The sequence below is a fragment of the Methylobacterium sp. E-041 genome (assembly GCF_022829665.1).
In the GTDB taxonomy this organism is placed as follows: Bacteria; Pseudomonadota; Alphaproteobacteria; order Rhizobiales; family Beijerinckiaceae; genus Methylobacterium.
This window is the reverse complement of sequence record NZ_JAKSYQ010000149.1, coordinates 1-25907: the sequence shown is the minus strand read 5'-3', so window position 1 is coordinate 25907 and position 25907 is coordinate 1. Positions and strand designations below refer to the sequence as shown.

Genomic DNA, 25907 nt, shown 5'->3' with positions numbered 1-25907 from the left:
TCGCGCTCGAAAACGCGTCAAGCGCGCCGGCGGCGCCGGCCGTCGAAGAAGGCGGGGTCCGTCAGCCCGGCGGCGAGCACGCCGAACAGCCCGAGATGCAGGCCGAGCGCGGCGACGCCGACGCTTTGCAGCGACCACAGCGCGAGGGCGCCGCCCGCCATCAGCGCCGGGCCCGCGACGTAGGCGCCCCCCCGCCAGCCCGAGGCCGGCTGCCCGAGGCGCCACCAGCACGCGGCGAGCGCCATCGCGGCGAAGCCGCCCTTGATCACGGCCATGGCGCGGATCACCCGCACCAGATCGGGATCGATCGTCGTCGCCGGGGCGCGCGCGACCACCAAGCCCGCGGCGGCGATTGCCAGGACGGTGCCGAGGGCGAGCAGCCCGCGCGGCGCCGGCATGGCCGGCCATGCGCGCTGGCGAAAGGTCGACGCCTCCGGGCGCGGCATCGTCGACGTCCACATCGGAAACCTCCGCGTCGTTCGATCGGGATAGGGCGACGGGGCGCCGGGCGAAAGCCGCCTCGGGACCTCAGCCCGGCGGGATCACCTCGATCTGCAGGCCGCCGTAATAGGCTGCGAGGTTGGCGATGTCGGCGTCCGACAGGTCCTTCGCCACGACCGACATCACCGGGTTCTGCCGCGTCCCGTCGCGGTACTCTGTCAGCGCCTTCACCAGGTAGATCTCGACTTGGCCGGCGAGGTTGGGGGCCTCGGGCAGCTTCGAGAGCCCGTCCATGCCGTGGCAGGCCTGGCAGGCCGTGGCCCGCTTGCGCCCGGCGGCGGCATCGCCCGCCTGGACGGCGACGGGCGCGAGGGCGAGGATCAGGACGAGGAGGGATGGGCGGAGCATGGTGTGACCGGAAGCATTCTCGGGGGGACTCAGACAGCGCGTGCAACGCGCTGGGCGACGCAGGCTCGGCGCGGTCTCCCTCCCCCTACGCGGGGGAGGGAAGAGGGTGCACGGCCCTCGACGGCCGATCGCCCTATTTCGCGTCGCCTTCGTACGAGATCCGGTAGATCGCCCCGGCCGCATCGTCGGAGACCAGGAGCGAGCCGTCGAGCAGCACCGCGACGTCCACGGGGCGGCCGAGATACTCGCCGTCGCCGGTCAGCCAGCCCTCGGCGAAGGGCTTGGGCGCGCCGACCTTGCCGTCGGAGACGGGCGCGAACATGATCCGCGCGCCCACCGGCTCGGTGCGGTTCCACGAGCCGTGCTCGGCGATGAAGAGGCCGCCGCGATAGGCCTGGGGGAACTGCTTGCCGTTGTAGAAGGTCAGCCCGAGATCGGCCGCGTGCGGCGGCAGCTCGGCCGCCGGCGCGACCGCGTCGGCCGGCGGCGCCTGGTCCTTGTACTCGACGGTGCGGACGGCGCCGCCGCCGAACCACGGGAAGCCGAAGTTCTCGCCGGCCTTCGTCGCGTGGTTGAGCTCGCCCGGCGGCTTGTCGTCGCCCATGCCGTCGACCTGGTTGTCGGTGAACCACAGCGTCTTGTCGGCCGCGAAGTCGATGCCGACGGAGTTGCGGATGCCAGTGGCGTAGACCTCGCGGTTCTTGCCGTCGGCGTCCACGCGCACGATGCCGCCGATGCCGTGCGTCCGGTACAGCTCGAGCTTCTCCGGCGCCGGCACGTTGTATGGCTGGCCCAGCGCGATGTAGGTCTTGCCGTCGGGCCCGACGCGGCAGACCCGGGCGGTGTGGTTGTAGCTCTCTTCCCCAGCCGGGATCAGCTCGCCCTGCTTGACGACGATGCCGGCGGCGACGTCCGGGTTCTCGTAGAAGAACTCCGCCGCGGGGAAGGACAGCACCCGGTTCTGCTCGACGACCGTCAGCACGCCGTCCTTCGAGAAGCAGACGCCGTTGGGGATCTTGAAGTCGATGCCCGGCGCGAAGGCGCGGACCTCGTCGGCGACCCGGTCCTTGTCGCGGTCGGTGACGGTGTAGACCTTGGTCTTGCGGGTGCCGACGAACAGCACGCCGGCATTGGGGCCGACCGCGATCGAGCGGGCGTCGGGCACGATCGCGTAGAGGTCGATCTTGAAGCCCTCGGGCAGCTTGATCCTGCCGAGCGTCTTGCGGATGGCGTCGGCCTTGCGCCCGGTTTGCGGGATCTCGGGCGCGGGCGCCGTGTTCGTGCTCTTGAAGCCCTGCAGCTTCTCCAGGTCGTCCGCCTTCGCCTTGGTCTCGGCGGGGGACGCGCCCTGCGCCAGGGCGGAGGTCGCGAATCCCGAGGTTGCGACGGCCGCGCTCGACAGGAGCGCGGCGAGAATCACCGATCGCATGGGGACCGATCGCATGGGGCTTGCCTCCCGAAACCGCCCCTGCAACCGGGCGTTGGCGGGGAGTGTATGCCGCGCGCCGGCATCGGCAAGGCCGCGTCGTGACGCGGCCGCATCACTGTCTTGGCAAACGCCCCTCGCCCCTGTCGCCTCAGGCGACCTTGCGCGGCACCAGCCGCTCGCTGCCGAGAGCGGCCTGCGCCCCCGAGATTCCGGCCTCGGTGTACTCGGCATCCTCGTTGACCCGCCAGACGTCGTGGCGGCGATGGCCCGCGACGATGTTCTCGACGGTGAGCATCGCCGTCATCATCGCGTGGTCCTGGTTGTTGTACTTGTGCATGCCGTTGCGGCCGACGAGGTGCAGCGTCGGGAAGTCCCGCTCCAGCTCCATCCGCACCAGCGCGACGTTCTCGGCATAGGTCTCGTCGTAGACCGGGTAGGCCTTGGGCTGGCGCACGACGCAGGCGTCGACCACGTCGGCCGGGTCGATCAGGCCGATCTGCCCGATCTCGCGCTTGGCCAGAGCGACGAGGTCGGCATCGCTCGCGGTCCAGAGGCCGTCGCCCTCGAAGCAGAAGTATTCGAGCCCAAGGCAGGTATGGGCCTCGTCGGGCACCATCTCGGGCGACCACGAGCGAAAGTTCTGCACCCGCCCGACCTGCACCGAGGGATCGTGGATGTAGATCCAGTTGTCGGGGAAGTTCTTCTGCGACTTGGCGATCAGCGCCACCGTGACGAAGTCGCGATACTGCAGCGCGCGCGCCTGGAAGGTGCTGATCGGCCGCGGCGTGATCGCGTCCACGAGCTCGCGCACCGGTGCCGAGGAGATCACGTGGCGCGCGGTGAAGGTCTCGCGCGTGCCGTCGCCGCGGACCGCCGCGACGCGCCACAGGCCGGCGGCGGGGTCGAACGACAGGCCGTCGACGCCGCGGTCGAGCAGAACCCTGCCGCCCTGCGCGGCGATCTTCTCCGCCGCCGCCTCCCACATCATGCCGGGGCCGCGGCGGGGATAGCGGAACGACTCGATCAGCGTCTTGATCACCGGCTCGCCGGCCTTGGGCTTCGCCCGGATCCCGAGGGAGCGCTTCAGCGCGTCGCGGATGGCGGCGCCGAGGTCGAGGCCCTTGATGCGCTGCGCGGCCCAGTCGGCCGAGATCGCGTCGCAGGACATGCCCCAGACCTTTTCGGTGTAGGTCTTGAAGAAGATCGAGAACAGCTTCTCGCCGAACTGGTTGCGGACCCAGCCGTGGAAGTGCTTCGGCGCGGCGATCGGCCGGGCGCGGGCGTAGAGGTAGGACAGCACGCAGGCGGTGCTGGTGAGGAGCCCGAGATTGCGCAGGGCCTCGAAGGCCTTCAGCGGGTAGGCGTAGTACTTGCCCTGGTAGTAGATCCGCGACAGGCGCGGCCGCTCGATGAAGTCGTCGGGCAGGAGCTCGTCCCAGAGGTCGACCACGGCCTTCGACTTCGAGAAGAAGCGGTGGCCGCCGATGTCGAACAGGTAGCCGTTGTGGCTCACCGTGCGCGAGATGCCGCCGACCTGGGTCGAGTCGCGCTCCAGCACGGTGACGTCGCGGCCCTGCTTCGACAGCAGGTAGGCCGCGGTGAGCCCGGCGGGGCCGCCGCCGATCACCAGCGTCTCGGTGTGATGACTCATCCGCTGCCCCGGCCTGCCTCTGCGTCCGCGCACCTTGCGCCCGGTGTGGTTAAGGAAACCTGCCAGGCCGACGCTATTGACTGCCCGTTAAGCGCATTCGCGGCAGGGTCGCGCGAGCGGAACGAGACCCGCCGCGGCCGGAGCGGCCGGCGGGCACCGGAGAGGCGCGATGGCGGCCACAGCTTCGTTTTCGGCCCGGAAGCCGGCACGCCTCGATGCGGGGACGATCCTGTGGCTGCTGGTGCTGTTCTGCGCGGTCACGCTGTATCCGCCGGGCGACGTGATCGAGACGATCCGGCACCTGCGCGTGCCCGACACCGACGACGCGATGCGCCTCGTCGAGGCGCGCGACCTCGCCGCCGGCCAGGGCTGGTACGACAACGTCCAGTACCGCTTCCTGCCGCCGGGCGGCGTGCCGAGCCACTGGTCGCGCCTGCTCGACGCGCCGCTGGCCGGCCTTCTCCTCGCACTGACGCCCCTGCTCGGCTCCGGGCTCGCCGAGGGGATCGTCGCGGCGTTCTGGCCGCCGCTGCTGCTCGCGGTCTACGCCGCGGTGCTGTGGACCGGCGTGCGTACGACCTTCGGCAAGCGGGCGGCGGTGCTGGCGCTGTTCGCTGCAACGCAGACCTTCGGCGTCACCGTGCAGTTCGCCGCCGGCCGGATCGACCACCACGACGTGCAGATGATCGCGATTCTCGGGATGGCGACGGCCCTGATCCGCGGCGGTGCCCGGGCCGGGTGTGCGGCCGGGGCGCTCGCGGCCCTCTCCCTGGCGATCGGCCTCGAAGGCCTGCCCTCCGTCGCGCTCGGGGCGCTGTTCGTGGTCGGCGACTGGGTCTTCCGCGGGCGACCGGCCCTGCCCTGCTTCCTCGGCTTCGGCCTCGGGATCGGGCTTGCGGCGCCGCTCCTGTTCGGGGCGCAGACCGCGCCGCACCTCTGGACCGCTACCGCCTGCGACGCGCTCTCGCCGCCCTGGCTCTGGCTGGCGGGCGGCGGCGGGGCGGCCGCGCTCGCCTGCGCGGGGCTCGACCGGCGGCTCGGCTCGATCGGGGCGCGCGTCGCGGTCGTCGCGACGATCGGCGCGATCCTCGTCGGCGGCTTCGTCCTGCTGTTCCCGGTGTGCCTCGGCGGCCCCTTTCCAGGGATGACGCCGCTGGTCCGGGACCGCTGGCTGCTCATGGTCAACGAGATGGCCTCGGTTCCGAAGTTCGTCGCTCGCAGGCAGTACGAGATTCTGGTCTACTATCCCGTCCTGGTGCTGGCGGCGCTCGCCGCCTCCTGGGCGGCGTTCCGGGGGGCGCCCGCGCACCGGCGCGCCTACGGCGTCGCGGCCATGCTGCTTTGGCCGGGCCTCGTCATCGGCTGGTTCCAGTTCCGCGGGATCTACGTCGCCTCCGGGCTGATCCCGTTCGTGGCGGGGCCGGCGCTCGACCGCGCCCACGCGCTGGCGAGCGACCGCGCCGCGCCGCCGCGTCAACGCGCCGGCCTCGCCGCCCTAGGCATCGCGATGATCAGCACAGCCTGGATGATCCCGGCGGTCCTCGCCGGCCTGGTCGAGGAGAGCGGGGCCTCGGCGGCGACCGCCAAGTCCTTTGCCTGCCAGGACGACGCCGCGGTGACGCCGCTCGCCGCGCTGCCCGCCGGAACGGTGCTCGCGCCGATCATCATGGGTCCGTCGATCCTGATGCGGACGCCGCACGCGGTGGTCGCGGCGCCCTATCACCGGGCGATCCCGGGGCTTACCGCCGCGATCGAGGGTCTCGGCGGCAGCGAGGCCGACCTGCGCCGGCATGTGGCGGCGCACGGCGTCCGCTACGTCATCGTCTGCCGCACGCGGCCGAGCCAGGGCCTCGACGGCCCCGCCTTCGCCACGCGCCTCGCCCGCGGCGACGTGCAGGCCGACTGGCTCGAGCCGCTGCCCGTCGGCGGCGACGTGCTGAAGGTCTGGCGGGTGCGGTAGCCCAGGGTTCAACCGGGTCCCGTCGCCCCACCTCTGCCCTCATAGCGGTCGTGACACGGAGGCGCGACTTCGGCGGCCTACTTCACCACGCGGTCGAGCTTGTTGTTGACGAAGAAGTACAGCTCCTTCGCGCCGGGCTCGGTGTAGAGCACCTGGACCTCGCGGCCGGCGCGGCCTTCCCCGACCAGCACGTCCACCGGCGGGCGGCCCTTCAGCCGCACGAGGTCGCACTCGCCGATGCCCGGCTCGATCGCGGCGGCGCTCGCCGGGGCCGGACCGGTGCAGGATCCGTCCGGCGCGAGCACCGGGCCGGTGAAGGTCGCCGCCGCGGGCACGCGCGGCGGGATCGGCACGATCTCCGAGGGCGCGGGCGGGGATGTCCGCTCGGTCACGGTGCAGGCGCCGAGGAGGGCGGCCGCGATCAGGCCGGCGCCGGCGAGGGTCCGCAGATCTGGCAACGTCACGGCGCCTCCTTGCGCTGCGGGTTCGAGGCCGTCGCCTCGCGCGCCTTCAGCGCGGCGGCGTAGAGGGCGGAGACGTCGCGCTTGAACGCCGCCCGGGCATCGGGGCGGGAATAGAACATGTGCCCGCCGGGGTACACCGCCAGCGAGAGCCGCGGCTCCGCCCCGTAGGACGGGATCTGGTCGATCAGCAGCTTGGAGGCGAAGTACGGCGTCACCAGGTCGGTGAAGCCGTGCGCCACCAGCACGCGGACGTTGCCGTCGAGCGCCAGCACGCCGCGCAAGGCGCCGACCGCCTCCGGCGCGGAGCGGCCGCCGCCCCAGCTCCAGCCTCGGTTCACGGCCGTGTTCAGGAGCTCGTAGCGCAGGTTCGTCACCCGCCAGTTCAGCGTCTTCGCGTAGAGGTCGATCATCGCGCTGGTGAGCGGCGCCTGGAGCGCGGTGAGCAGCGGGTCGTCGAAGCTGGAATGCGCCGCGGTCGGGTCGGGGTCCCATCCCGAGACGCCGGTGTCGTAGGCGCTGGCGACGCGGCCCGACGCGCGGTCGACCTCGCGCTGGACGCTGCTTGAGGACAGCCGCCCGCCCTGCGCCTTGACGAAGGCCGGGTCGAGCCCGGTCAGCGCGGCGACGCGCTCGGTCAGGCGCGCCACCGCCGGCGCGTCGTCGGGCCCCTTGAGCAGGTCGGCGAGGTAGGCACCGGTGGCGTAGCGCTCGGTGTCGGCCAGGGTCTCGCGAGTCGGCACGGTGCCGGCCCGCTCCAGGGCGCCGGCCGCGTAGGAGGGCAGCCGCAGGACGTTGCCCCAGGGGTTGGCGCGCGGGGGCGCCAGTGTGCCGAAATCGAGCACCGGCGACAGCAGCACGAGGCCCGACAGCCCGACGCCGATTTCCTCCTGCAGCTTGGCCGCGATGAGCGGTCCCCGGAAGCCGCCGTAGCTCTCGCCGACGTAGAATTTCGGGTCGCCCATCCGGGTGTTGACGCGCAGGTAGCGGGCGATCGCCGCCGACAGCACCGAGGCGTCCGACTCCACGCTCCAATACGCCTTGCCGTCGCCGTCCGCGGCGCGGCTGTAGCCGGTGCCGACCGGGTCGATGAAGACGAGGTCGGTGAAATCGAGCCAGGTGCCGTCGTTCGGCACCAGCGCGACCGAGCGCGACGGGCTGATGCTCGCGCCGTCGGCCGGCAGGCGCCACGGCCCGATCGCGCCGATGTTCAGGTAGGCGGAGGCCGCCCCCGGCCCGCCGTTGATCGCGAAGGTGATCGGCCGCACCGTCCCGGCCGCCGCGGGCCGGGTGTAGGCGACGAAGGCGATCTCGGCCTGCAGCTTGCCTGATTCGTCGACCAGCGGCAGGCTGCCCGCGGTCGCGGTGAAATCGAGCTTCTGGCCGTTGGGAAGCGTGACGCTCTGCTCGGTGGTGACGTCGGGCGGGAGCTTCTTTCCCTCCGGCGCGCGCGCCTCGGTGGGCCCGCGCTGCGGCGCCTGGGCCGCCGCCGCAAGCGGAACGATCGCCAAGAGAAGCGCGACGAGTGCCGCGAACCCCCTCCCCCCTCCGCGGGGGAGGGTGGCCCTCGCATCAGCGAGGGCCGGGAGAGGGGCGCGGCCTCTCCGGATACGGCGCTCCCCTCTCCCCCTCTGCTCCGCAGGGCACCCTTCCCGGCAAAGGGGGGAGGGAAGAACGCGCGCCATTTTCATGATCGGCATGGTCGGTCCTGCATTCCAGTCGCGGGGGAGCGTCACGCCTTCTTCAGCCAGCGGCCGCCGTCGTCCTGCTGCCAGTAGGCGACCGCGTGGCCGGCGGCCTTGGCGGCCTTCCACTGCTCGCGGGCGCGCAGGAGCGCGTCCTGGTCGGTGCCGTCGAACAGCACGCAGATCCGCTCGTAGTCGCCCGCATCCGGCGGCAGGTCCGCGCCCTCGACGAGGAAGCGGATCGCGGCGGCGTTGGGGTTGGTGTCGCGCAAGGTCAGCACCACCGGCTGGCTCGCCGCGTCGGGCTCGCGATCGGTGCCGTGGGGCAGGAAGCTGTCGTCGCGGAAGGTCCAGAGGTGATCGTCCAGCGCCTGGAGCCGTTCCTCGCTCGCCGCCTGGATCGCCGCCTGCCAGCCGCGCTCGCGCGACTTCTCGACGAGGTTCGGCAGCACCGCTTCGAGCGGCTGGTTCTGGAGGTGGTAGAAGAGGATGTCCGTCACGCCCGCTCAGATAGGCCGGTGGGCGCGCTTTGCACAGCGCGTCATCGGCGCACTCACCCGGGCAGGATGACGTGCGGGACGAACAACGCCGCGTCGGTGGTGATCGGGCCGGCCGCCTCGCGCAGGCCGATCCCGACGCAGGCGTCGCCGACGATCCAGGCGCCGACGAGGGCGTGGCGCCCGTTGAAGCACGGCAGCTCGGCGAGCGCCTGCCGGACATGGCCGCCCGCGCCGTAGGGGCCGTGATCCTGTGCCACCACCGCGCCGTCGCGCACCATCAGGACGTTAGCGCCCTCGCGCGAGAACAGCGGCTTCTTGACGAACGAGGTGCCGAGCCGCGCCTTCTGCGGGTCGTCCTCGAAATAGGCCGGCAGCAGGTTCGGGTGGCCGGGCTCGCGGGCGTAGAGATGCGGCAGCAGCCCCTTGTTGGACAGAATAGCTTTCCAGGGCGGTTCGAGGAACCGCGTCGGCGTCGCGGCGAGCGCCGCGCCGAACGCATCCGCGAACGCCCATTCCCACGGGTAGAGCTTGAACAGGGTCGCGATCGGCGCCTCCGTCCGATCGACGAAGGCGCCGTTCGCGGCAAGGCCGATATCGCCGAGGTCGAGGAAGCGGGTCGCGAGGCCGGCCTGGCGCGCGCAATCCTCCAGGTAGGCGACGGTGCCGCGGTCCTCGGGCGCGTCGGCGTAGGCCGCCAGGGCCAGGCAGGTGCCGCCGACCGCCCGGAACCGCTCGATCAGGCGCTCGTGCACGGCGTTGAACTGGTCCGAGCCCGCCGGCACCCGCCCCAGCCGCAGCAGGTCCTCGAGCCAGAGCCACTGGAACACCGCAGATTCGTAGAGCGCGGTCGGCGTGTCGGCGTTGTATTCGAGGAGCTTGGCCGGGCCGGTGCCTTCGCCGCCGTAGGCGAGGTCGAGCCGCCCGTAGAGCGAGGGGTCGCCGCGGCGCCAGCTGGTGCGCACGACGTCCCACATCGCCTCCGGGATCGCCAGGGCGGCCAGGATGCGCGCGTCCTCGACCGCGTCGGCGACGAAGGCGAGGCACAGCGCGTGGAGCTCGGTGCCCGGCGCCTCGATGTCTCGCTCGATCTCGCCGAGCGTGAAGGCGTAGGCGTGGCTCTCGTCCCAGTAGGGCGCGCTGTCGAGGGTGTGGAAGGTGAAGCCGTTGGCCCGCGCGCTCGCACGCCAGCCCGGCCGCTCGCCGATCGCGATGCGGCGCATCAGCGGCCGCTCCCGTGACCCGCCATCCCGTGGGAGGCGAAGCCCCGGCCGGTCGCGCCGAACCCGCCGAAGGCGGCCGGGCGCACCGCGGACGAGGCGACGCGCGCGCGCGACGACGCACCGCCGCTTCCGGTGACGACGCGGCCGCCCCAGCTCGTGCAGTAGCCGCCCGATCCGGAATACGCCGCCCCGGCCTGGCCGAGGCGATGATCGTAGACGGGCTGCGGGTCGAGGGCCTGCTCCATCCGGCGGCCGATGACGTAGCCAGCCAGCATCGGCACGAAGCGGCCGGCCGCGCTCGTCGCGACGGCGGTTCCGTCGACGCAATGCCCGGCGCCGTGATGCCCCTCGCAATCGGCCAGGGAGAGGTAGCGCGGCGCCGCCTCCGGATAGGCCGCCAGCGCCGTGGCGTAGGTGCTCCGGCAATCGGCCTCCGTCCGAATGCCGCCGCGGATGCAGGCGTCGGGACCGCCGTAGACCAGGACGTCCTCCTCGCGCTGCGAGGGATCGTACCGCCCGAGCGCGAGGGCCGTGGCGCCGGCGCCGAGCGCGACGGTGGTCGAGCGCTTCGAGGACCGTTCGATGGACGAGGCCATGATCGTTCGGACCGTCTCGGACGGCCCGGCTCCCTGGCGGCAGAACGCCGCGAGGCCCGGATGTAGGAACGCCGGCGGCCCTTGAGAAGATCGTCCAGCTTCGCCGGCCGGCCCCGCCGCGGCGCCCGATGCGCGATCCGCGACGCCTGGCGCCGCTCGCTCGGCGGCTCACGATCGCGGGCTCGTCAGTAGGTCATGGCCGCCGCATCGATCACGCCGCCGCCGGCGAGCGAGGCCGAGGCGAGCAGGATCGCCGCGGCGCCTTCGCCCGCCGCGATCCGCCGGGACAGGTCGGGCAGGACGATCCGGACCAGGAAGTAGATCAGGATCTGCACGACGAGGGCGACGAGGCCCCAGATCACGCAGTCGAGGGCCGATTGCGCGTTGTAGATCGCCACGGCCAGCGGCAGCGCGTAGCCGAGCAAGCTGCCGCCGAGCGCGGTGGCGGCGGCGACGTTGTTCGCCCGGATCAGCGCGATCTCGCGGTGCGCCGTCGCCGTCAGGTAGACGCCGAGGTAGAGCGCCACGAGCCCGCAGGCGATGGCGCCGTAGCCGAGGAAGGCGGGCAGCCCCGAGATCGAGGTCATCGCGGGCGGTCCCGCCTCACACCAGGCGGCTCTGCTCGATCGCGGCGCCGACGAAACCCTCGAACAGCGGATGCGGCGCGAAGGGACGCGACTTCAGCTCCGGGTGGAACTGCACGCCGATGAACCACGGGTGGCCGACATGCTCGACCGTCTCGGGCAGGAGCCCGTCCGGCGACAGGCCGGAGAAGCGCAGGCCCTTGGCCTCGAGCCGCTCGCGATAGGCCATGTTGACCTCGTAGCGGTGGCGGTGGCGCTCGGAGATGTGGGTGCTGCCGTAGATCCCGGCGATCTTCGTGTCGGGGTGCAGCGTCGCGTCGTAGGCGCCGAGCCGCATGGTGCCGCCGAGGTCGCCGGCGGCCGCACGCTGCTCCAGCTCGTTGCCGCGCAGCCACTCGGTGAGCAGGCCGACCACCGGCTCGGCCGTGTCGCCGAACTCGGTCGAGTTCGCGTCCGGCACGCCGGCGAGCGACCGGGCCGCCTCGATCACCGCCATCTGCATGCCGAAGCAGATCCCGAAATACGGGATCTTCCGCTCGCGGGCGAAGCGCGCCGCGCGGATCTTGCCCTCCGCTCCCCGCTGGCCGAAGCCGCCGGGCACCAGGATGCCGTTGATGCCTTCGAGGAACGGGGCCGGGTCCTCGCGCTCGAACACCTCCGCCTCGATCCATTCGAGGTTGACGCGGCAGCGATGGCTGATGCCGCCGTGGATCAGCGCCTCGGTGAGCGACTTGTAGGCGTCCTTCAGGCCCGTGTACTTGCCGACGATGGCGATGGTGACCTCGCCCTCGGGGTTCTTCACCCGCTCGGAGATCGTGCGCCAGCGCGACAGGTCCGGCTCGCCGTCGTGGGCGAGGCCGAAATGCGCGAGCACCTCGCGGTCGAGGCCGGCCTCGCGGTAGGAGAGCGGCACGTCGTAGATCGAGGCGACGTCGCGCGCCTCGATCACCGCGGTCTCGCGCACGTTGCAGAACAGCCCGAGCTTGCGCCGCTCGTCGGCGGGTATCGGCCGGTCGCACCGGCAGAGCAGGATGTCGGGCTGGATGCCGATCGAGCGCAGCTCCTTCACCGAGTGCTGCGTCGGCTTGGTCTTCAGCTCGCCGGCGGACGGGATGTAGGGCAGCAGCGTCAGGTGCACGAAGGCGGTGGAGCCGCGCGGCAGGTCGTTGCCGAGCTGGCGGATCGCCTCGAAGAACGGCAGGCCCTCGATGTCGCCGACCGTGCCGCCGATCTCGACGAGCACGAAATCGAAGGCGTCGTTGCCGTCGCGAACGAAGTCCTTGATCGCGTTGGTGACGTGCGGGATCACCTGGATCGTCGCGCCGAGGTAGTCGCCGCGGCGCTCTTTGGCGATGATGTCCTGGTAGATCCGGCCGGTGGTGATGTTGTCGGCACGCGTCGCCGGGACGCCGGTGAAGCGCTCGTAATGCCCGAGGTCGAGGTCGGTCTCGGCGCCGTCGTCGGTGACGAAGACCTCGCCGTGCTGGGTCGGGCTCATCGTGCCCGGGTCGACGTTGAGGTAGGGGTCGAGCTTGCGCAGGCGGACCGAGTAGCCGCGCGCCTGGAGCAGCGCCGCGAGCGCCGCCGAGGCCAGACCTTTGCCGAGCGAGGAGACCACGCCGCCGGTGATGAAAACGTACCGCGTCATGGGCCTCGGTCCATAGAGAAGGCTGGGCGATTCGCCAAACGGCATGCCACCCGCACCGCGCGATTCCCACGGAATTCGCACAATGCTGGATTGGGCCGGCCTAGGGCGGGAGCGTTAAGTTTCCTTTGCCCGATCGAACGGCGCGGCTGCGTCGTTCCGATTCGATCGCGGCGCTCAACGCGACTGGGGCGCGTCCGGAACGGCCGGCTCGGTCGGGGTCGGAGTCGGGGCCGGGGCCGCCGGCGCGGCGGGCGCCGCCGGGGTGCCCGCGGCCGGGGCGTTGTTCTGCCGGCGCAACGTGTCGAGCAGGTTGTCGGCGCCCGCGGGCTGGCCGGCCGGCTGCGTCGTGCCGTTGGCGCCGTCGAGGATCGATTTCGGCGCGGCGGAGCGGTGCGACATCACCGCCAGCGTCAGGCTGGTGACGAAGAACAGGGCGGCGAGGATCGCGGTGGCCCGCGTCAGCGCGTTGGCCTGGCCGCGCCCGGTCATGAAGCCCGAGACGCCGCCGCCGCTGCTGCCGGCGCCGAGGCCGAGGCCGCCTTCGGACCGCTGCAGCAGCACCACGCCGATCAGCGACAGCACGATGATGAGATGGACGACGATCAGGACGGTCTGCATCGGAATTCCGGAATCGTTCTTGCGCGCGCCGGTCCCGGGAGCCGTTCGCTGGGACGGGGAGCCGGACACGACGGCCGGAGCTGCATCGCACCGGCTACAAATCTGCCGGGGGCATACACCACAAGCGTGCGGGCGCCAAACGTGACGATCGGCGCGCCGATGTCAGCCGCCCGGCTCCCCGGACGATCGCTCCGCGTGCTCAAAGGCGGGCGCGAAGAGCGGCGCTTCGGATCGGCCGCCTCGGACCGGAGGATGACGCCATGCCCATCTCACGCCGCCTCGTGCTCGCCGTGGCGCTCGCCGCCTCCGTCGCCCGGGCCGCCCCGGCGGGCGCGGCGGGACCGGAGGCCGAGGTGGAGGCGGCGGTCGACGCCCTGACCGCGGCCCTGCTCGCGCCGGACGCGGCCACCCTCGACGCGCTGGTGCTCGACGGCCTGAGCTACGGTCATTCGAGCGGCGCTGTGCAGGGCAAGGCGGCCTTCGTCGACGCGTTGACGAGCGGGCGCTCCGCCTTCCCGAGCATCGTCCTGTCGGACCGCTCGGTCTCGGTCGTCGGCGAGGACGCCATCGCCCGGCACGTGTTCAGCGGCGAGGCGACCTCCGGCGGCAAGACCGCGCCGGTGCGCATCGGCGTGATGCAGGTCTGGCACCGGGACGGCGGCCGCTGGCGGCTGCTCGCCCGGCAGGCCTACAAGATCTGAGCGGGCGCGGATCGCTCAGGCGTAGGCGGCGCAGATTCCCAGAAAATCCTCGGCGACGAGGCTGGCGCCGCCGACGAGCGCGCCGTCGACGTTCTCCACCGAGAGCAGCTCGCGCGCGTTGCCGGGCTTGACCGAGCCGCCGTAGAGGATGCGGATCTTGGCCGCCTCCTCGCCGACGAGCTTGTCGAGCATCTCGCGCAGGGAGGCGTGGACCTCGGCGATCTCGCGCGCCGTCGGCGTGCGGCCCGAGCCGATCGCCCAGACCGGCTCGTAGGCGATCACGGTGTCGGCGCCGGTCGCGCCCTTCGGCGTGCCGATGGCGAGCTGCGCCCGGACGATGTCGAGGGCCCGGCCCTGCTCGCGCTCCTCCATGGTCTCGCCGACGCAGATGATGCCGCACAGGCCGGCGCGCCGGGCGCCCAGGGCCTTGGCGTGGACGCCGTCGTCGGTCTCGTGATGGTAGGCCCGGCGCTCGGAATGTCCGACGATGACGTAGCGCGCGCCGAGGTCGGCCAGCATCTCGGCGGAAATCGAGCCGGTGAAGGCGCCGCTCGGCTTGGCATGGAGGTTCTGGCCGCCGATGGCGATCGACGAGTCGTAGGTCGCGGCGACGCAGGCCGAGATCAGCGTCGAGGGCGGGCAGATCAGCAGGTCGATCGTCTCGGCGAGCGCAGGGGACAGGCCGGTCCGCACCGCGTCGACCACGGGGATCGAGGCCCGGGTGCCGTTCATCTTCCAGTTGCCCGCAACCAGGGGCCGCCGTCCCGAACGCATCATCGATGTCCCTGCCGTCCCAAACGCCTGCCGGCGCACGCGTGGGCCGGGGCTACCAGAGCCCGCATGAGGGCGCAAACCGGATCGGCCGCGCCGGGAGACGATCCGCGACGAAGATCACCCGGCCCCCGCTCCGGGGACGGGCGGCATGCCGAGACGCGATGGATCGAAAGAACCGAGGACACCCGCGCGGGGGATGCCGGCGAGGCGGAGGGGCGATAGGCCGAAAACGGAGACACGACGTTAGAGCGGCCTTAATTCCTGACATGCGATGACGGCGCATGCGCGGTCCACGGACATTCCTTCAGGCTATAGGCGGAGCGACGGCGGTCGAATTCGCCCTCGTCGCGCCGATGGTGCTGTTGATGATCGCGTTCATCATGGTCGTCGCCCTGGTGATGTTCGTCAACCAGCGGCTCGATTACGCGACGAGCCAGGCCGCGCGGCAGGTGATGATCGGCAATGCTCAGATCAACGGCACCGATCAGGCGACGTTCAAGACCGCGCTCTGCAACAGGCTGCCGGCCGTGATGTCGTGCGCGAACGTCGTGGTGAACCTCTACGTCGTACCGGCCGTCTCCGCAGGCGGATACTATACCTACCTCAATTCCAACGGCACCGGATTGCAGATCCCCTCCCCGTCCGGCGGCGCGGGCCAATACAAGCTCGGGAGTGCAGGCGACCACCAGTACCTGCAGGTGATCTACCCGATTCCGGTCCTGCCGGCGGCGTTCGCGTCCATGTTCGGCGGCGGCGGCACCAACAGCTACCTGGCGGTCTCGACCGCGGCATTCCGCAACGAGAAGTTCTGATGCCGCGCGGCGTGACATCCCCGGCGCGACGCCTTCGCGACGACGAGCGCGGCGTGTCCATCGTCGAGTTCGCGATCGTCCTCCCGATCCTGCTCGTGCTGATGCTGGGTGGCACCCAAGTGGTCACCTACATCAACGCGACGCGGAAGGTCGAGCTCGTCGCGCAGTCGATCAGCCAGATGATCTCGCAGATGACACCGCCGAAGGGCTCCACGATCGCGACGGTCACGGCGGCCGACCTGCACTACAGCTACGACGCGGCCATCGTCCTGTTCCCCTACCTGCTGAAGGACGGCCCGCGGCAAGGCCTGCAATGGTGGCAGGACATCGTCATCAACTACACCAGCGTCGCCTTCACGCAGAAGTCCGCGAATTGCACCGACAGCGCCGACATGAGCGCCTGCTACACCGCCAACGTCGTCTGGACGAGCACCGGGACCTACGGCGGCGACAAGCGGCTCTGCGCAACGCCGCTGCAGCCCGCCGACAACACGGCGCCGCCGAGCGCCGGCACCTTGCCGCGCTCGGTCTTCGGCCCGGGCTCGCTCATCGTCATCGACGTGGCGTTCACCTTCAATCCGACCTTCGGCGCGAAGTTCTTCCCGGCCAGCCGGGTCGCGCGCTCGGTCTACGTCCAGCCGCGCTACGCCACCCTCGTGACGTACGACGCCACGACCAGCGACGGGATCGCCTCGAAATGTCCTGGCTACTGAACCGCCTGCGCCGGGCAGGCCGGCACGCCGTCTCCCGTCCGAGCCTCGCTCAGGCCCGCGACGGCAACGTCGCGATGATCTTCGGCCTCAGCCTGATCCCGATGGTCGGGCTCATCGGGCTCGGAGTCGATTACGGCGTCGCGATCACCAACAAGACGAAGCTCGACGGCGCGGCGGACGCGGCCGCGGTCGCGGCCGTGGCGACGGCCAAAGCCTACATCGCCGCGAACCAGGGCAAGCCCAACCTCACCGCCAAGGCGATCGCGGCGGGCATCACCCAGGCCACCAACGTCTTCAACGTCAACGCGGGGAAGGTGCCATTCACCACCTACACGTTGCAGACGCCGCAGCTGGTTCCGAGCGGCCAGACCCTGACGTCGACGGTCGCCTACACCGCCACCGTCACGAACACTTTCGGCCGCCTCTTCCGCACGCCGACGACGCCCCTCGCCAACACCGCGGTGGCGTCGACCGACCTCGCGAGCTACCTCGACTTCTATCTGATGGTGGACGTCTCGGGCTCGATGGGACTTCCTGCGCTGCCTGACGGCATGCGCGAATTGGCCCGAAACAACCAAGACATGATCGGCGACTATAAGCAGGGTTGCCAATTCGCCTGCCACTTCCCGACCTATAATGGCTGGACCCAGGCTGCGGGAAAGATCCAGCTGCGCTCCGACGCGGTCAACACAGCGGTCTGCTCCCTCCTCCAACGAGCATCGAACCCAACGGTGCAGAACCAGTACCGGATCGGCATCTATCCGTTCATCAACCAGTTGGCGACGCTCGCTGCGCTCACCGGCAGCATCACCAGCTTAAACGCCGCGGCGCAATGCTCGGCGTCCTGGCCGCTCGCCCTCACCAACCTGCTCGATACCGGCACGACCCAGCTGTTCACCGGCAATGACATGACGACCGGGACCGGCGCCGGCGGGACGCATTTCGAGACCTCCCTGACGCAGATGAAGTCGACGATCACCAGCTACGGCGACGGATCGTCCACCAGCAGAACGAAGCCATTCGTGTTCCTCGTAACGGACGGTATGCAAAACAGCCAGCATTTCTATGTAATGAAGAACGGAAAATACGCCTACCCGGGCAATCCATCGATGACCCCAAACAATGTAGACGCTTGGTGGGATAGATCTCAGCCTTCCCAGATAGACCCTGATAACTGTACAACTCTGAAGAACGCCGGAGCGACGATCTCGATCCTCTATACTCCCTACAACATCATCGATTTCACGAACTATGGCGGCGGCATCGCCAGTGAAAATATCACCGTGAACGGCTTCAGCCCGACGCTCTCTACACCCCTCAGCAAGTGTGCCTCGCCAGGCTACTTCTACACCGCCAACACACCGGACGACATCACGGCCTCTCTGAACAAAATGTTCGATCAAGCGCTCAAGATGACCCGCCTGACGCAGTAGGCTCGGCGGCGGCCTTTGCCTGCCGGTGCGGACTAGGCTATCGCGGGCGGATCGAAGGACGGCGCCTCGCGGCGCCCGACAGGGCCGGATGCCTCCGGCGATCCGAGCGCGCGTAAGCTAAGAGAATGCTGCAGAACATCCGCAACGCGAGCCAGCACTGGCTCGGCAAGATCGTGCTGACGGTGATCTTCACGTTCCTGATCGCGGGCGTCGCGGTCTTCGGCGTCGAGGAGTTCTTCCGCGGCGGCTCGTCGACCGCGGTGGCCACCGTCGGCAAGACGCCGATCACGGCCGAGGCCGTCCGCACCGCCTACCAGAACCAGCTCCAGCGCTACCAGACGCAGATGCGGCGCACGCTGACCCCGGATCAGGCGCGGGCGCTCGGCGTCGATCGGCAGGTGCTGTCCCAGCTTGTGACCGAGGCGTCGCTCGACCAGAAGACCTCCGATCTCGGCCTCGCGGTGCCCGACGCCTCGGTGATCCGGGCGATCCACGACGAGAAGAGCTTCCAGAACGCGCAAGGCCAGTTCGAGTCGGCGCTGTTCTACCAGACCCTCCAGCGCGCCGGCCTGAACGAGGCGATGTTCGTGCGCGAGCAGCGCGCCGTCATCGCGCGGCTGCAGCTCGCCGAGGCGGTCTCCGCGGATCTGCACGTGCCGGAGGCGATGCGCCTGGCGGTGCATCGGTACGCCACCGAGCGGCGCAAGGCCGCTTACCTGATGCTGCCGCCCTCGGCAGCCGGCGAGGTCGCGGCGCCGAGCGAGGACGCGCTGAAGGCCTATTACGAGGGAAACCGCTCGGCCTACCGTGCCCCGGAATACCGTGCCGCGACCCTGCTGGTGCTCGACCCGGCGGCGATGGCCAAGCCCGACGCGGTCTCGGCCGAGGAGGTGCAGAAGGTCTACGACCAGGAGAAGGCGCGCTTCGGCGCGCCCGAGAAGCGCACGATCCAGCAGATCGTGTTCCCCGATGCCGCGGCCGCCGAGGCGGCGCGCAAGGCGATCGCCGACGGCAAGAGCTTCGCCGCGGTGGCGGAGGAGCGCGGCACCGACCGCAAGGACCTGACCCTGGGGACGCTGACGCGGGCCGAGCTGTTCGATCCGGCCGTGGCCGATGCCGCCTTCGGCCTCGACAAGGACGGCACCAGCCAGCCGGTGAAGGGCCGCTTCGGCACGGTGCTCCTCCACGTCACCGCGATCGAGCCGGCGACGGTGAAGACGCTGGCCGAGGTCGAGCCGGAGATCCGCAGGCAGATCGCGCTGGCGCGGGCCCGCGACGGCGTCGACAAGATCCACGACGCGATCGAGGACCAGCGCGCCGGCGCCAAGCCGCTCGCCGACATCGCCAAAGAGCGCGACCTGCCGATCGTGACGATCGCGGGCGTCGACGCGCAGGGCAAGGACCCGGCGGGCCGGACGGTGGCCGGCATCCCCGATTCCGAGACGACGCTGCCGGCGCTGCTGCGCGCCGAGATCGGCGGCGACAACGAGCCGCTGCGGACCAAGGCCGGCGGCTACGTCTGGTACGACGTGACCAAGATCGACGCGGCGCACGACAAGCCCCTCGACGAGGTCCGCGACGCGGTCGCCGCAGGCTGGCGCGAGGCCGAGGTGTCGCGCCTGCTGCAGGCCAAGGGCAAGGCTCTGGCCGAGCGGCTCGACAAGGGCGAGACCCTCGCGGCGCTCGGCACCGAGATCGGCGTCAACCCGCAGGAGGGCGACGATCTGGCCCGCAACCAGGCCAAGGACGCGCTGACGGTCGACGTGGTCAACCGCATCTTCGCGACCGCCGTCGGCAAGGCCGGCTCGGCCGCGTCCGGCGAGGTGCGCGCGGTCTACAAGGTCGAGGCCGCGACGATGCCGGCCTTCGTCGCCGGCAGCCCGGCGGACAAGACCATCGAGGGCAACTTCCGCACCGCGCTGGCCGACGACGTGCTCGGCGAATACATCGCCGAGGTGCAGAAGAACGCCGGCGTCAGCGTCAACCAGGCGGCGCTGCGGCGCGCGATCGGCGGCGAGTACTAGGGCCGATGGCGGACGCGTCCGACTACGCCGCCTACGCGGCGGCCTACGAGGCCGGTCGCCCGGTCCTCCTCGACCTGACGCTGGTGGCCGACCTCGAGACGCCGGTCGCCGCGTTCCTCAAGCTGCGCAGCCGCCATTCCGGCCCGGCCTTCCTGCTCGAATCGGTCGAGGGCGGCGTGGTGCGCGGGCGCTACTCGATGATCGGTCTCGATCCCGACCTCGCCTGGCGCTGCCGCGACGGCCGCGCCGCGCTCGCCCGCGACGACCTCTCCGCCTTCGTCGCCGACGCGCGCGCGCCGCTCGAGTCCCTGCGCGCGCTGATCGCCGAGAGCGCGATCGTGGAGGGCGAGGGCCCCGAGCTTCCGCCGATGGCGGCCGGCCTGTTCGGCTATCTCGGCTACGACATGGTCCGTGCCATGGAGCGGCTGCCCGAGCCCAATCCCGACCCGCTGAACGTGCCCGACGCCATCCTCGTGCGCCCGCGGGTGATGGTGGTGTTCGATTCCGTGCGCGACCTGATCACCGTGGTCTGCCCGGTGCGCCCGGTGGCCGGGGTGACGGCGAAGGCCGCCTACGAGGCGGCGCTGGCGCGCCTCGACCGGATCGCCGAGGCGCTGGAAGGCCCGCTGCCGATCGAGGCGCGGGTCGACCTCGCCGCGGTCGCGAGGCCAGAGCCGGTCTCGAACACCTCGCCGGAGGCCTATCTCGCGATGGTGGCCAAGGCGAAGGAATACATCGCCGCCGGCGACGTGTTCCAGGTGGTGCTGTCGCAGCGCTTCGAGGCGCCGTTCACCCTGCCGGCGATCGCGCTCTACCGCTCGCTGCGGCGCACGAACCCGGCGCCGTTCCTGTGCTACCTCGACTTCTGCGAGTTCCAGGTCGTCTGCTCGTCGCCCGAGATCCTCGTGCGGGTGCGCGACGGCAAGGTCACGATCCGGCCGATCGCCGGCACCCGCCGCCGCGGCGCGACGCCGGCCGAGGACCGCGCGCTCGCCGACGAGCTGCTGGCCGACCCCAAGGAGCGCTCCGAGCACCTGATGCTGCTCGACCTCGGCCGCAACGACGTCGGCCGCGTCGCCAGGCTCGGCACCGTCACCGTCACCGGCTCGTTCTTCCTCGAATATTACAGCCACGTGATGCACATCGTCTCGAACGTCGAGGGCGACCTCGACCCGAAGCACGACACCCTGGCCGCGCTCGCGGCCGGGTTCCCGGCCGGCACGGTCTCGGGGGCGCCGAAGGTGCGGGCGATGGAGATCATCGACGAGCTCGAGCGCGAGAAGCGCGGGCCCTACGGCGGCTGCATCGGCTATTTCGGCGCGCGCGGCGAGATGGACACCTGCATCGTGCTGCGCACCGCGATCGTGAAGGACGGCCGCATGCACGTGCAGGCGGGCGCCGGCATCGTCTACGATTCCGATCCGCAATCCGAGCAGCAGGAATGCGTGAACAAGGCCCGCGCCCTGTTCCGCGCGGCCGAGGACGCGGTGCGCTTCGCGGCGCAGGCGAAGCGCGGGCAGTAGGCTCAGCCGAACGCGCGCAACGCGGTCCGCAAGGCGTCCGCATCGACCCCGCCGAGCGCCGCATCGACGGCCGCGTGCGTCTCGCGCCAGACCGGCACCGCGACCGCGAGGCTGGCGCGACCGGCCTCCGTCAAGGCCAGGAGGCGGCCGCGCCGGTCCTTCGGATCGACGGCGACCGTCGCGAGGCCGCGCCGCTCCAGAACCTTCACGGCGGAGGTGAGCGTCGTCCGGTCCATCGCGAGCAGGCGGGCCACCGACGCCATCGGCGCCGGCTCGGGCCGGTTGAGGGACATCAGCAGCGAGAACTGCCCGCTCGTCAGCCCGAGCGGCCGCAGCGCGTCGTCGAAGCGGCGACCGAGGGCGCGGGCCGCGCGCTGGGCATGCAGGCATAGGCACGTCTCGCGGACGGCGGCGGTGGTCGCGAAGGGGACGACGGTTGACATCCGTCGAATTACGTTGATATCAACGCAAATCGCAATGCGACAAACGCGCCTGTTCCGGGAGCCGAGGCCGTGGCGGATCACGCGGGCACCTTCGTCTGGTACGAGCTGACGACGCCCGACATCGCGTCGGCCCAAGCCTTCTACGGCGCGGTCGCCGGCTGGAGCATCGTCGATGCGGGGATGCCCGGGGTCGACTACCGCATCGCGCGGGCGGGCGACGTCCGGATCTGCGGGATGATGGCCCCGACCGGATGCGAGCCCCCCGCCGGCGCGCGGCCGGGCTGGCTCGGATACGTCGCGGTCGCCGACGTGGACGCCTCCGCCGCGCGCGTGACGGCGGCCGGCGGGCGCGTGACCTTCGGACCGCGCGACATCCCGGGCGTCGGCCGGTTCTGCATCGCCGCCGACCCGCAGGGCGCCGCCTTCGCGCTGTTTCGCGGCGACGGGACGCCGCCGCCGATGCCGCCGCCGGGCACGCCCGGCCCGTTCGGCTGGCACGAGCTGCACGCCCGCGACGGGGAGCCGGCCTTCGCCTTCTATGCCGGCCTGTTCGGCTGGGAAAAGTCCATGGCGGTCGATATGGGGCCGATGGGCACCTATCAGGTCTTCGCCCGCCACGGGGTCGACCTCGGCGGGATGATGACCTCGCCGATGCCGGCAGCCCCGTGCTGGCTGTTCTACATCGCCGTCGAATCGATCGACGCCGCGGCCGAGCGGGTCGCTGCGGCCGGCGGCACCGTCCTGCAGGGCCCGCACGCGGTGCCGGGGGGCGCCTGGATCGTCCAGGCGCGGGATCCGCAGGGCACGCTATTCGCCCTGGTCGGCCCGAGGGTGGCGGCCTGATCCGCGGGCCGACGGCGGCTGAACGGATCGTGCGTCGGTTCGAGTCGAGAGCCATCGCCGACCGATCTCTCGCGATCCGTTCCAGACGTAACGATGTCCTACGACGGTAAGGCCATGAGCGTACGCCCTGCCACACCAGCGGATGCGGACGCAGGCAGTCGTGTCCTGCAACGCTCGATCACTGAACTCTGCAAGCGAGATCATGGTGACGACGCGGCCGTCATCGCGGCTTGGACGGCGAACAAGACCCCCGAGCATTGGCACGTATGGCTCGCACGATCGGATACATCGATATTCGTAGCCGAATGCGACGGGAGCATCGTGGGAGTGGGTATGGTCGATGGGACAGGAGTGATCCTGCTCAACTATGTCGCGCCGGAGGCTCGCTACAGCGGAGTGAGCACCGCCCTCCTCCACGCAATGGAAAAGGTAAGCTGCCAACGGGGGATTGTGGTGTGCACGCTCGAAAGTACGAAGACGGCGGAGTCGTTCTACATCGCCCGAGGCTATGTACCCACGGACGGAGGGGGCTCGACGATCTTCGTCAAGCATCTGCCGCCGGGCCCGGCGCCTTGACCGGCGCCGCCGGCCGGGCCAGATCGTCGGTCATGGAACCCGCGCCGACGCCCTCCGTCCTCGTCATCGACAACTACGATTCCTTCACCTGGAACCTCGTCCACCTGATCGGCCCGCTCAGCGGCGCGATCGACGTGGTGCGCAACGACCAGGTGACGGTCGACGAGATTCGCGCGCGCGCCCCCGACGCCCTGGTGCTGTCGCCCGGGCCCTGCACCCCGAACGAGGCCGGCATCTGCCTCGATGCGGTCAGGGAGCTCTCGGGCGAGATCCCGATTTTCGGGGTCTGCCTCGGCCTCCAGGCGATCGGCCAGGCCTTCGGCGGCGACGTGGTGCGGGCGCCCGCGCCGATGCACGGCAAGGTCTCGACCATCCGCCACGGCGCGAAGGGCATCTTCCGCGGGCTCAACGACAGCTTCGACGCGACGCGCTACCATTCGCTGGTGGTCGACCGCGCCGGCTGCCCCGAGGCGCTGACGGTGACCGCTGAGGCCGACGGCCTGATCATGGGCCTGGAGCACGCGCACCTGCCGGTGCACGGCGTGCAGTTCCACCCCGAGAGCATCCTCTCGCATCACGGCACGCGGATCCTGCAGAACTTCCTCGACATCGCGACGGCGTGGAACCGGGCGCGCGGGCGGGACCAGGCACGTGACAAGGCCCGTCCCGGCGTGCATTGACGCGGGATTCCCGCGAACGCGTCGCCCGTCGAGCCGATGGAATCCTTCAAACCCCATCTCGCCAAGGTCGCCGCCGGGTTCTCCCTCGACCGGGCGGAAGCCCGCGCGGCGTTCGACGACCTGCTGTCGGGCGAGGTCACGCCCGTGCAGGCCGGCGCCTTCCTCGTCGGCCTCAAGGTCCGCGGCGAGACGCCGGACGAGATCGTCGGCGCCGTCGAGGCGATGCGCGCGCGCATGGTCCGGGTCGCGGCGCCGGCCGGCAGCGTCGACGTGGTCGGCACCGGCGGCGACCACTCGGGCAGCTACAACGTCTCGACGCTGGCTGCGATCGTCACCGCCGCCTGCGGCGTGCCGGTGGCCAAGCACGGCAACCGCGCCGCGACCTCGCGCTCGGGCGCGGCCGACGTGCTGGCGGCGCTCGGCGTCAGGCTCGGGCTCGACCCGGCGGGCCTGAGCCGGTGCCTGACGCAGGCCGGCCTGTGCTTCATGTTCGCCCAGACCCACCACGGCGCGATGCGGCACGTGGCGGCGGTGCGCTCGGAATTGCCGGTCCGCACCATCTTCAACCTGCTCGGGCCCCTCTCGAACCCGGCCGGCGTCGAATGCCAGCTGCTCGGCGTGTCGCAGGCGGCCTGGGCCGAGCCGCTGACGCAGGTCCTCGCCGAGCTCGGAAGTCGCCGGGTCTGGACCGTGCACGGCTCGGACGGGCTCGACGAGATCACCGTCACCGGCCCGACCCAGGTGGTGGCGCTGGAGGACGGCCGGATCTCGACCTTCGCGGTCGATCCGCGCGACGTCGGCCTGCCGCTGCACGACCTCGAGGCGCTCCGCGGCGGCGATCCCGAGCACAACGCGCGCGCCTTGGCCGACGTCCTGTCGGGCACGCGCAACGCCTACCGGGACATCGCGGTTCTGAATGCGGGCGCCGCGCTCGTGGTCGCAGGCCTGACGCACGCCCTCGCCGACGGCGTCGCGCAGGCGCAGGATGCGATCGATTCGGGGGCGGCCCGCGCGACGCTGGCCCGCCTCGTCGCGGTCTCGAACGGATAGGGTATACCGATGGCCACCGACGCCCTCGCCGAACCGCCGCCTCCGACCGAGCCGCCGGCGACCGATCGCTCGAGCGTGCTCGCCCGCATCGAGGCCTACAAGCGCCGCGAGATCGCCGAGGCGAAGCTGCGCGTGCCGCTCGCCAAGCTGGAGACGCGCGCCGCCAAGGCCTCGCCGCCGCGGGGCTTCGCCGACGCGATCCGGGCGCACGTGGCGGAAGGGCGCCCGGCGCTGATCGCCGAGGTGAAGAAGGCCTCGCCGTCCAAGGGCCTGATCCGGGCGGATTTCGACCCGGCCGCGCTGGCCGCCGCCTACGAGAAGGGGGGCGCCACCTGCCTCTCGGTGCTCACCGACGAGCCCTCGTTCCAGGGCCGGCCCGAATACCTCACCCAGGCGCGCGAGGCCTGCCGGCTTCCGGTGCTGCGCAAGGACTTCCTGTTCGAGCCCTACCAGGTCTACGAGGCGCGGGCCTGGGGCGCCGACTGCATCCTGGCGATCATGGCCTGCCTCGACGACGACGAGGCGGAAGCCTTGGTCGAGACGGCGCACGAGCTCGGCATGGACGTGCTGGTCGAGGTGCACGACGCTGCCGAGCTCGCCCGCGCGATCCCGCTCGGCACCGCGCTGATCGGCGTCAACAACCGCAACCTGAAGACCTTCGAGGTCTCGTTCGAGACCGCGATCACGCTCGGCGCCGAGATCCCGCCCGACCGCATCGCGGTGGCCGAGAGCGGCATCGGCGGCCATGCCGACGTCGCCCGGCTCGGCCGCCACGGCCTCAACGTCGTCCTCGTCGGCGAGAGCCTGATGCGCCAGGACGACGTGACGGCGGCGACGCACGACCTGCTGTTCGGGCCCAAGGCCGCGAAGAAGGCGAAGGGCTGATCGTGGACGAACCCCGCCTCACGCATCTCGACGCCACCGGCGCGGCCAACATGGTCGACGTCGGCGACAAGCCCGCGACCACCCGCACCGCCCGCGCCGAGGGGCGGGTGGTGATGCTGCCCGCCACCCTGGCGCTGATCCGCGAGGGCGATGCCAAGAAGGGCGACGTGGTCGGCACCGCCCGCCTCGCCGGGATCATGGCGGCCAAGCGCACCCACGAGTTGATCCCGCTCTGCCATCCGCTCCTGC

The 25907-nt window shown here is 71.2% G+C and carries 27 protein-coding genes; 13 read left to right on the top strand and 14 right to left on the bottom strand.

Annotated elements, in window-relative coordinates; genetic code table 11:
- Window positions 1-17: 17 nt before the first annotated feature.
- The 4 genes from MKK70_RS13895 to MKK70_RS13880 form a co-directional block, all read right to left on the bottom strand.
- Window positions 18-461, bottom strand: a complete 444-nt coding sequence (locus MKK70_RS13895; protein WP_243948453.1) for a hypothetical protein — start codon at window positions 459-461, stop codon at window positions 18-20.
- A gap of 67 nt (window positions 462-528) precedes the next feature.
- Window positions 529-849 carry a c-type cytochrome gene (locus MKK70_RS13890; RefSeq protein WP_147728826.1) on the bottom strand — a complete coding sequence of 107 codons (321 nt, stop codon included), beginning with the start codon at window positions 847-849 and terminating at the stop codon, window positions 529-531.
- 133 nt (window positions 850-982) lie between these two features.
- A complete protein-coding gene (locus tag MKK70_RS13885) occupies window positions 983-2278 on the bottom strand; it encodes a PQQ-dependent sugar dehydrogenase (protein WP_243948451.1) in 1296 nt (431 codons plus the stop codon).
- A gap of 148 nt (window positions 2279-2426) precedes the next feature.
- Entirely contained in the window at window positions 2427-3929 is a 1503-nt protein-coding gene (locus MKK70_RS13880; RefSeq protein ID WP_243933964.1) for an NAD(P)/FAD-dependent oxidoreductase, read from the bottom strand.
- Between the two features lie 169 nt (window positions 3930-4098).
- Between MKK70_RS13880 and MKK70_RS13875 the strand changes: the two genes are divergently transcribed.
- Complete coding sequence (locus MKK70_RS13875; protein WP_243948449.1) at window positions 4099-5889, top strand: hypothetical protein; 1791 nt, start codon at window positions 4099-4101, stop codon at window positions 5887-5889.
- 77 nt (window positions 5890-5966) lie between these two features.
- On the opposite strand, the gene MKK70_RS13870 is transcribed toward MKK70_RS13875, so the two are convergent.
- The 8 genes from MKK70_RS13870 to secG all read right to left on the bottom strand — a co-directional run bounded on the left by MKK70_RS13870 (window position 5967) and on the right by secG (window position 13201).
- On the bottom strand, window positions 5967-6353 hold the full coding sequence (locus tag MKK70_RS13870; protein ID WP_147728854.1) for a hypothetical protein: 387 nt from the start codon (window positions 6351-6353) through the stop codon (window positions 5967-5969).
- The gene (locus tag MKK70_RS13865; RefSeq protein ID WP_279603642.1) at window positions 6350-7861 is read right to left on the bottom strand and encodes a S10 family serine carboxypeptidase-like protein; all 1512 of its coding nucleotides are present in this window, start codon (window positions 7859-7861) and stop codon (window positions 6350-6352) included. Before MKK70_RS13865 ends, MKK70_RS13870 begins: the two co-directional genes overlap by 4 nt.
- 221 nt (window positions 7862-8082) lie before the next feature.
- On the bottom strand, window positions 8083-8535 hold the full coding sequence (locus tag MKK70_RS13860; protein WP_147728855.1) for a DNA polymerase III subunit chi: 453 nt from the start codon (window positions 8533-8535) through the stop codon (window positions 8083-8085).
- Between the two features lie 53 nt (window positions 8536-8588).
- Window positions 8589-9755 carry a glutathionylspermidine synthase family protein gene (locus tag MKK70_RS13855; protein WP_243948445.1) on the bottom strand — a complete coding sequence of 389 codons (1167 nt, stop codon included), beginning with the start codon at window positions 9753-9755 and terminating at the stop codon, window positions 8589-8591.
- A complete protein-coding gene (locus MKK70_RS13850) occupies window positions 9755-10351 on the bottom strand; it encodes a DUF1190 domain-containing protein (RefSeq protein ID WP_243948443.1) in 597 nt (198 codons plus the stop codon). The genes MKK70_RS13855 and MKK70_RS13850 overlap by 1 nt, the downstream gene beginning before the upstream one ends.
- Before the next feature lie 185 nt (window positions 10352-10536).
- The gene (locus MKK70_RS13845; protein WP_243948442.1) at window positions 10537-10938 is read right to left on the bottom strand and encodes a DUF350 domain-containing protein; all 402 of its coding nucleotides are present in this window, start codon (window positions 10936-10938) and stop codon (window positions 10537-10539) included.
- Between the two features lie 16 nt (window positions 10939-10954).
- Window positions 10955-12583 (bottom strand): CTP synthase, encoded by a 1629-nt coding sequence (locus MKK70_RS13840; RefSeq protein ID WP_147729175.1) that lies wholly within the window; start codon window positions 12581-12583, stop codon window positions 10955-10957.
- A gap of 174 nt (window positions 12584-12757) precedes the next feature.
- Window positions 12758-13201 carry a preprotein translocase subunit SecG gene (gene secG / locus MKK70_RS13835; protein WP_243948440.1) on the bottom strand — a complete coding sequence of 148 codons (444 nt, stop codon included), beginning with the start codon at window positions 13199-13201 and terminating at the stop codon, window positions 12758-12760.
- A gap of 260 nt (window positions 13202-13461) precedes the next feature.
- Here secG and MKK70_RS13830 point away from each other — a divergent pair, with 260 nt between their 5' ends.
- A complete protein-coding gene (locus MKK70_RS13830) occupies window positions 13462-13902 on the top strand; it encodes a nuclear transport factor 2 family protein (protein ID WP_147859623.1) in 441 nt (146 codons plus the stop codon).
- Window positions 13903-13917: 15 nt separating this feature from the next.
- Here the strand turns inward: MKK70_RS13830 and tpiA are convergent, their stop codons facing one another.
- On the bottom strand, window positions 13918-14679 hold the full coding sequence (tpiA, locus tag MKK70_RS13825; RefSeq protein WP_147728023.1) for a triose-phosphate isomerase: 762 nt from the start codon (window positions 14677-14679) through the stop codon (window positions 13918-13920).
- 278 nt (window positions 14680-14957) lie between these two features.
- On the opposite strand from tpiA, the gene MKK70_RS13820 reads away from it, so the two are divergent.
- The 5 genes from MKK70_RS13820 to trpE all read left to right on the top strand — a co-directional run bounded on the left by MKK70_RS13820 (window position 14958) and on the right by trpE (window position 21181).
- A complete protein-coding gene (locus tag MKK70_RS13820; RefSeq protein WP_279603641.1) occupies window positions 14958-15488 on the top strand; it encodes a pilus assembly protein in 531 nt (176 codons plus the stop codon).
- Between the two features lie 53 nt (window positions 15489-15541).
- Window positions 15542-16201, top strand: a complete 660-nt coding sequence (locus MKK70_RS13815; protein ID WP_243948436.1) for a TadE family protein — start codon at window positions 15542-15544, stop codon at window positions 16199-16201.
- Window positions 16186-17634, top strand: a complete 1449-nt coding sequence (locus tag MKK70_RS13810; RefSeq protein ID WP_243948434.1) for a TadE/TadG family type IV pilus assembly protein — start codon at window positions 16186-16188, stop codon at window positions 17632-17634. Before MKK70_RS13815 ends, MKK70_RS13810 begins: the two co-directional genes overlap by 16 nt.
- 125 nt (window positions 17635-17759) lie before the next feature.
- Complete coding sequence (locus MKK70_RS13805; RefSeq protein ID WP_243948432.1) at window positions 17760-19658, top strand: peptidylprolyl isomerase; 1899 nt, start codon at window positions 17760-17762, stop codon at window positions 19656-19658.
- 5 nt (window positions 19659-19663) lie between these two features.
- Window positions 19664-21181 (top strand): anthranilate synthase component I, encoded by a 1518-nt coding sequence (gene trpE, locus MKK70_RS13800; RefSeq protein ID WP_243948431.1) that lies wholly within the window; start codon window positions 19664-19666, stop codon window positions 21179-21181.
- 2 nt (window positions 21182-21183) lie between these two features.
- On the opposite strand, the gene MKK70_RS13795 is transcribed toward trpE, so the two are convergent.
- Window positions 21184-21624: a MarR family winged helix-turn-helix transcriptional regulator gene (locus MKK70_RS13795; RefSeq protein WP_243948429.1), complete on the bottom strand. Its 441-nt coding sequence runs from the start codon at window positions 21622-21624 to the stop codon at window positions 21184-21186.
- Between the two features lie 69 nt (window positions 21625-21693).
- Between MKK70_RS13795 and MKK70_RS13790 the strand changes: the two genes are divergently transcribed.
- The 6 genes from MKK70_RS13790 to MKK70_RS13765 form a co-directional block, all read left to right on the top strand.
- Window positions 21694-22467: a VOC family protein gene (locus MKK70_RS13790; protein WP_243948427.1), complete on the top strand. Its 774-nt coding sequence runs from the start codon at window positions 21694-21696 to the stop codon at window positions 22465-22467.
- Window positions 22468-22560: 93 nt separating this feature from the next.
- The gene (locus tag MKK70_RS13785) at window positions 22561-23043 is read left to right on the top strand and encodes a GNAT family N-acetyltransferase (protein WP_243948425.1); all 483 of its coding nucleotides are present in this window, start codon (window positions 22561-22563) and stop codon (window positions 23041-23043) included.
- A gap of 32 nt (window positions 23044-23075) precedes the next feature.
- Window positions 23076-23723: an anthranilate synthase component II gene (locus MKK70_RS13780; RefSeq protein ID WP_147729087.1), complete on the top strand. Its 648-nt coding sequence runs from the start codon at window positions 23076-23078 to the stop codon at window positions 23721-23723.
- A gap of 36 nt (window positions 23724-23759) precedes the next feature.
- Window positions 23760-24773: an anthranilate phosphoribosyltransferase gene (trpD, locus tag MKK70_RS13775; RefSeq protein ID WP_243948423.1), complete on the top strand. Its 1014-nt coding sequence runs from the start codon at window positions 23760-23762 to the stop codon at window positions 24771-24773.
- A gap of 9 nt (window positions 24774-24782) precedes the next feature.
- A complete protein-coding gene (trpC, locus tag MKK70_RS13770; protein WP_147729089.1) occupies window positions 24783-25658 on the top strand; it encodes an indole-3-glycerol phosphate synthase TrpC in 876 nt (291 codons plus the stop codon).
- Window positions 25659-25708: 50 nt separating this feature from the next.
- Window positions 25709-25907: cyclic pyranopterin monophosphate synthase MoaC (locus tag MKK70_RS13765; protein ID WP_279603643.1), on the top strand; the 199-nt coding region annotated here is incomplete at its 3' end.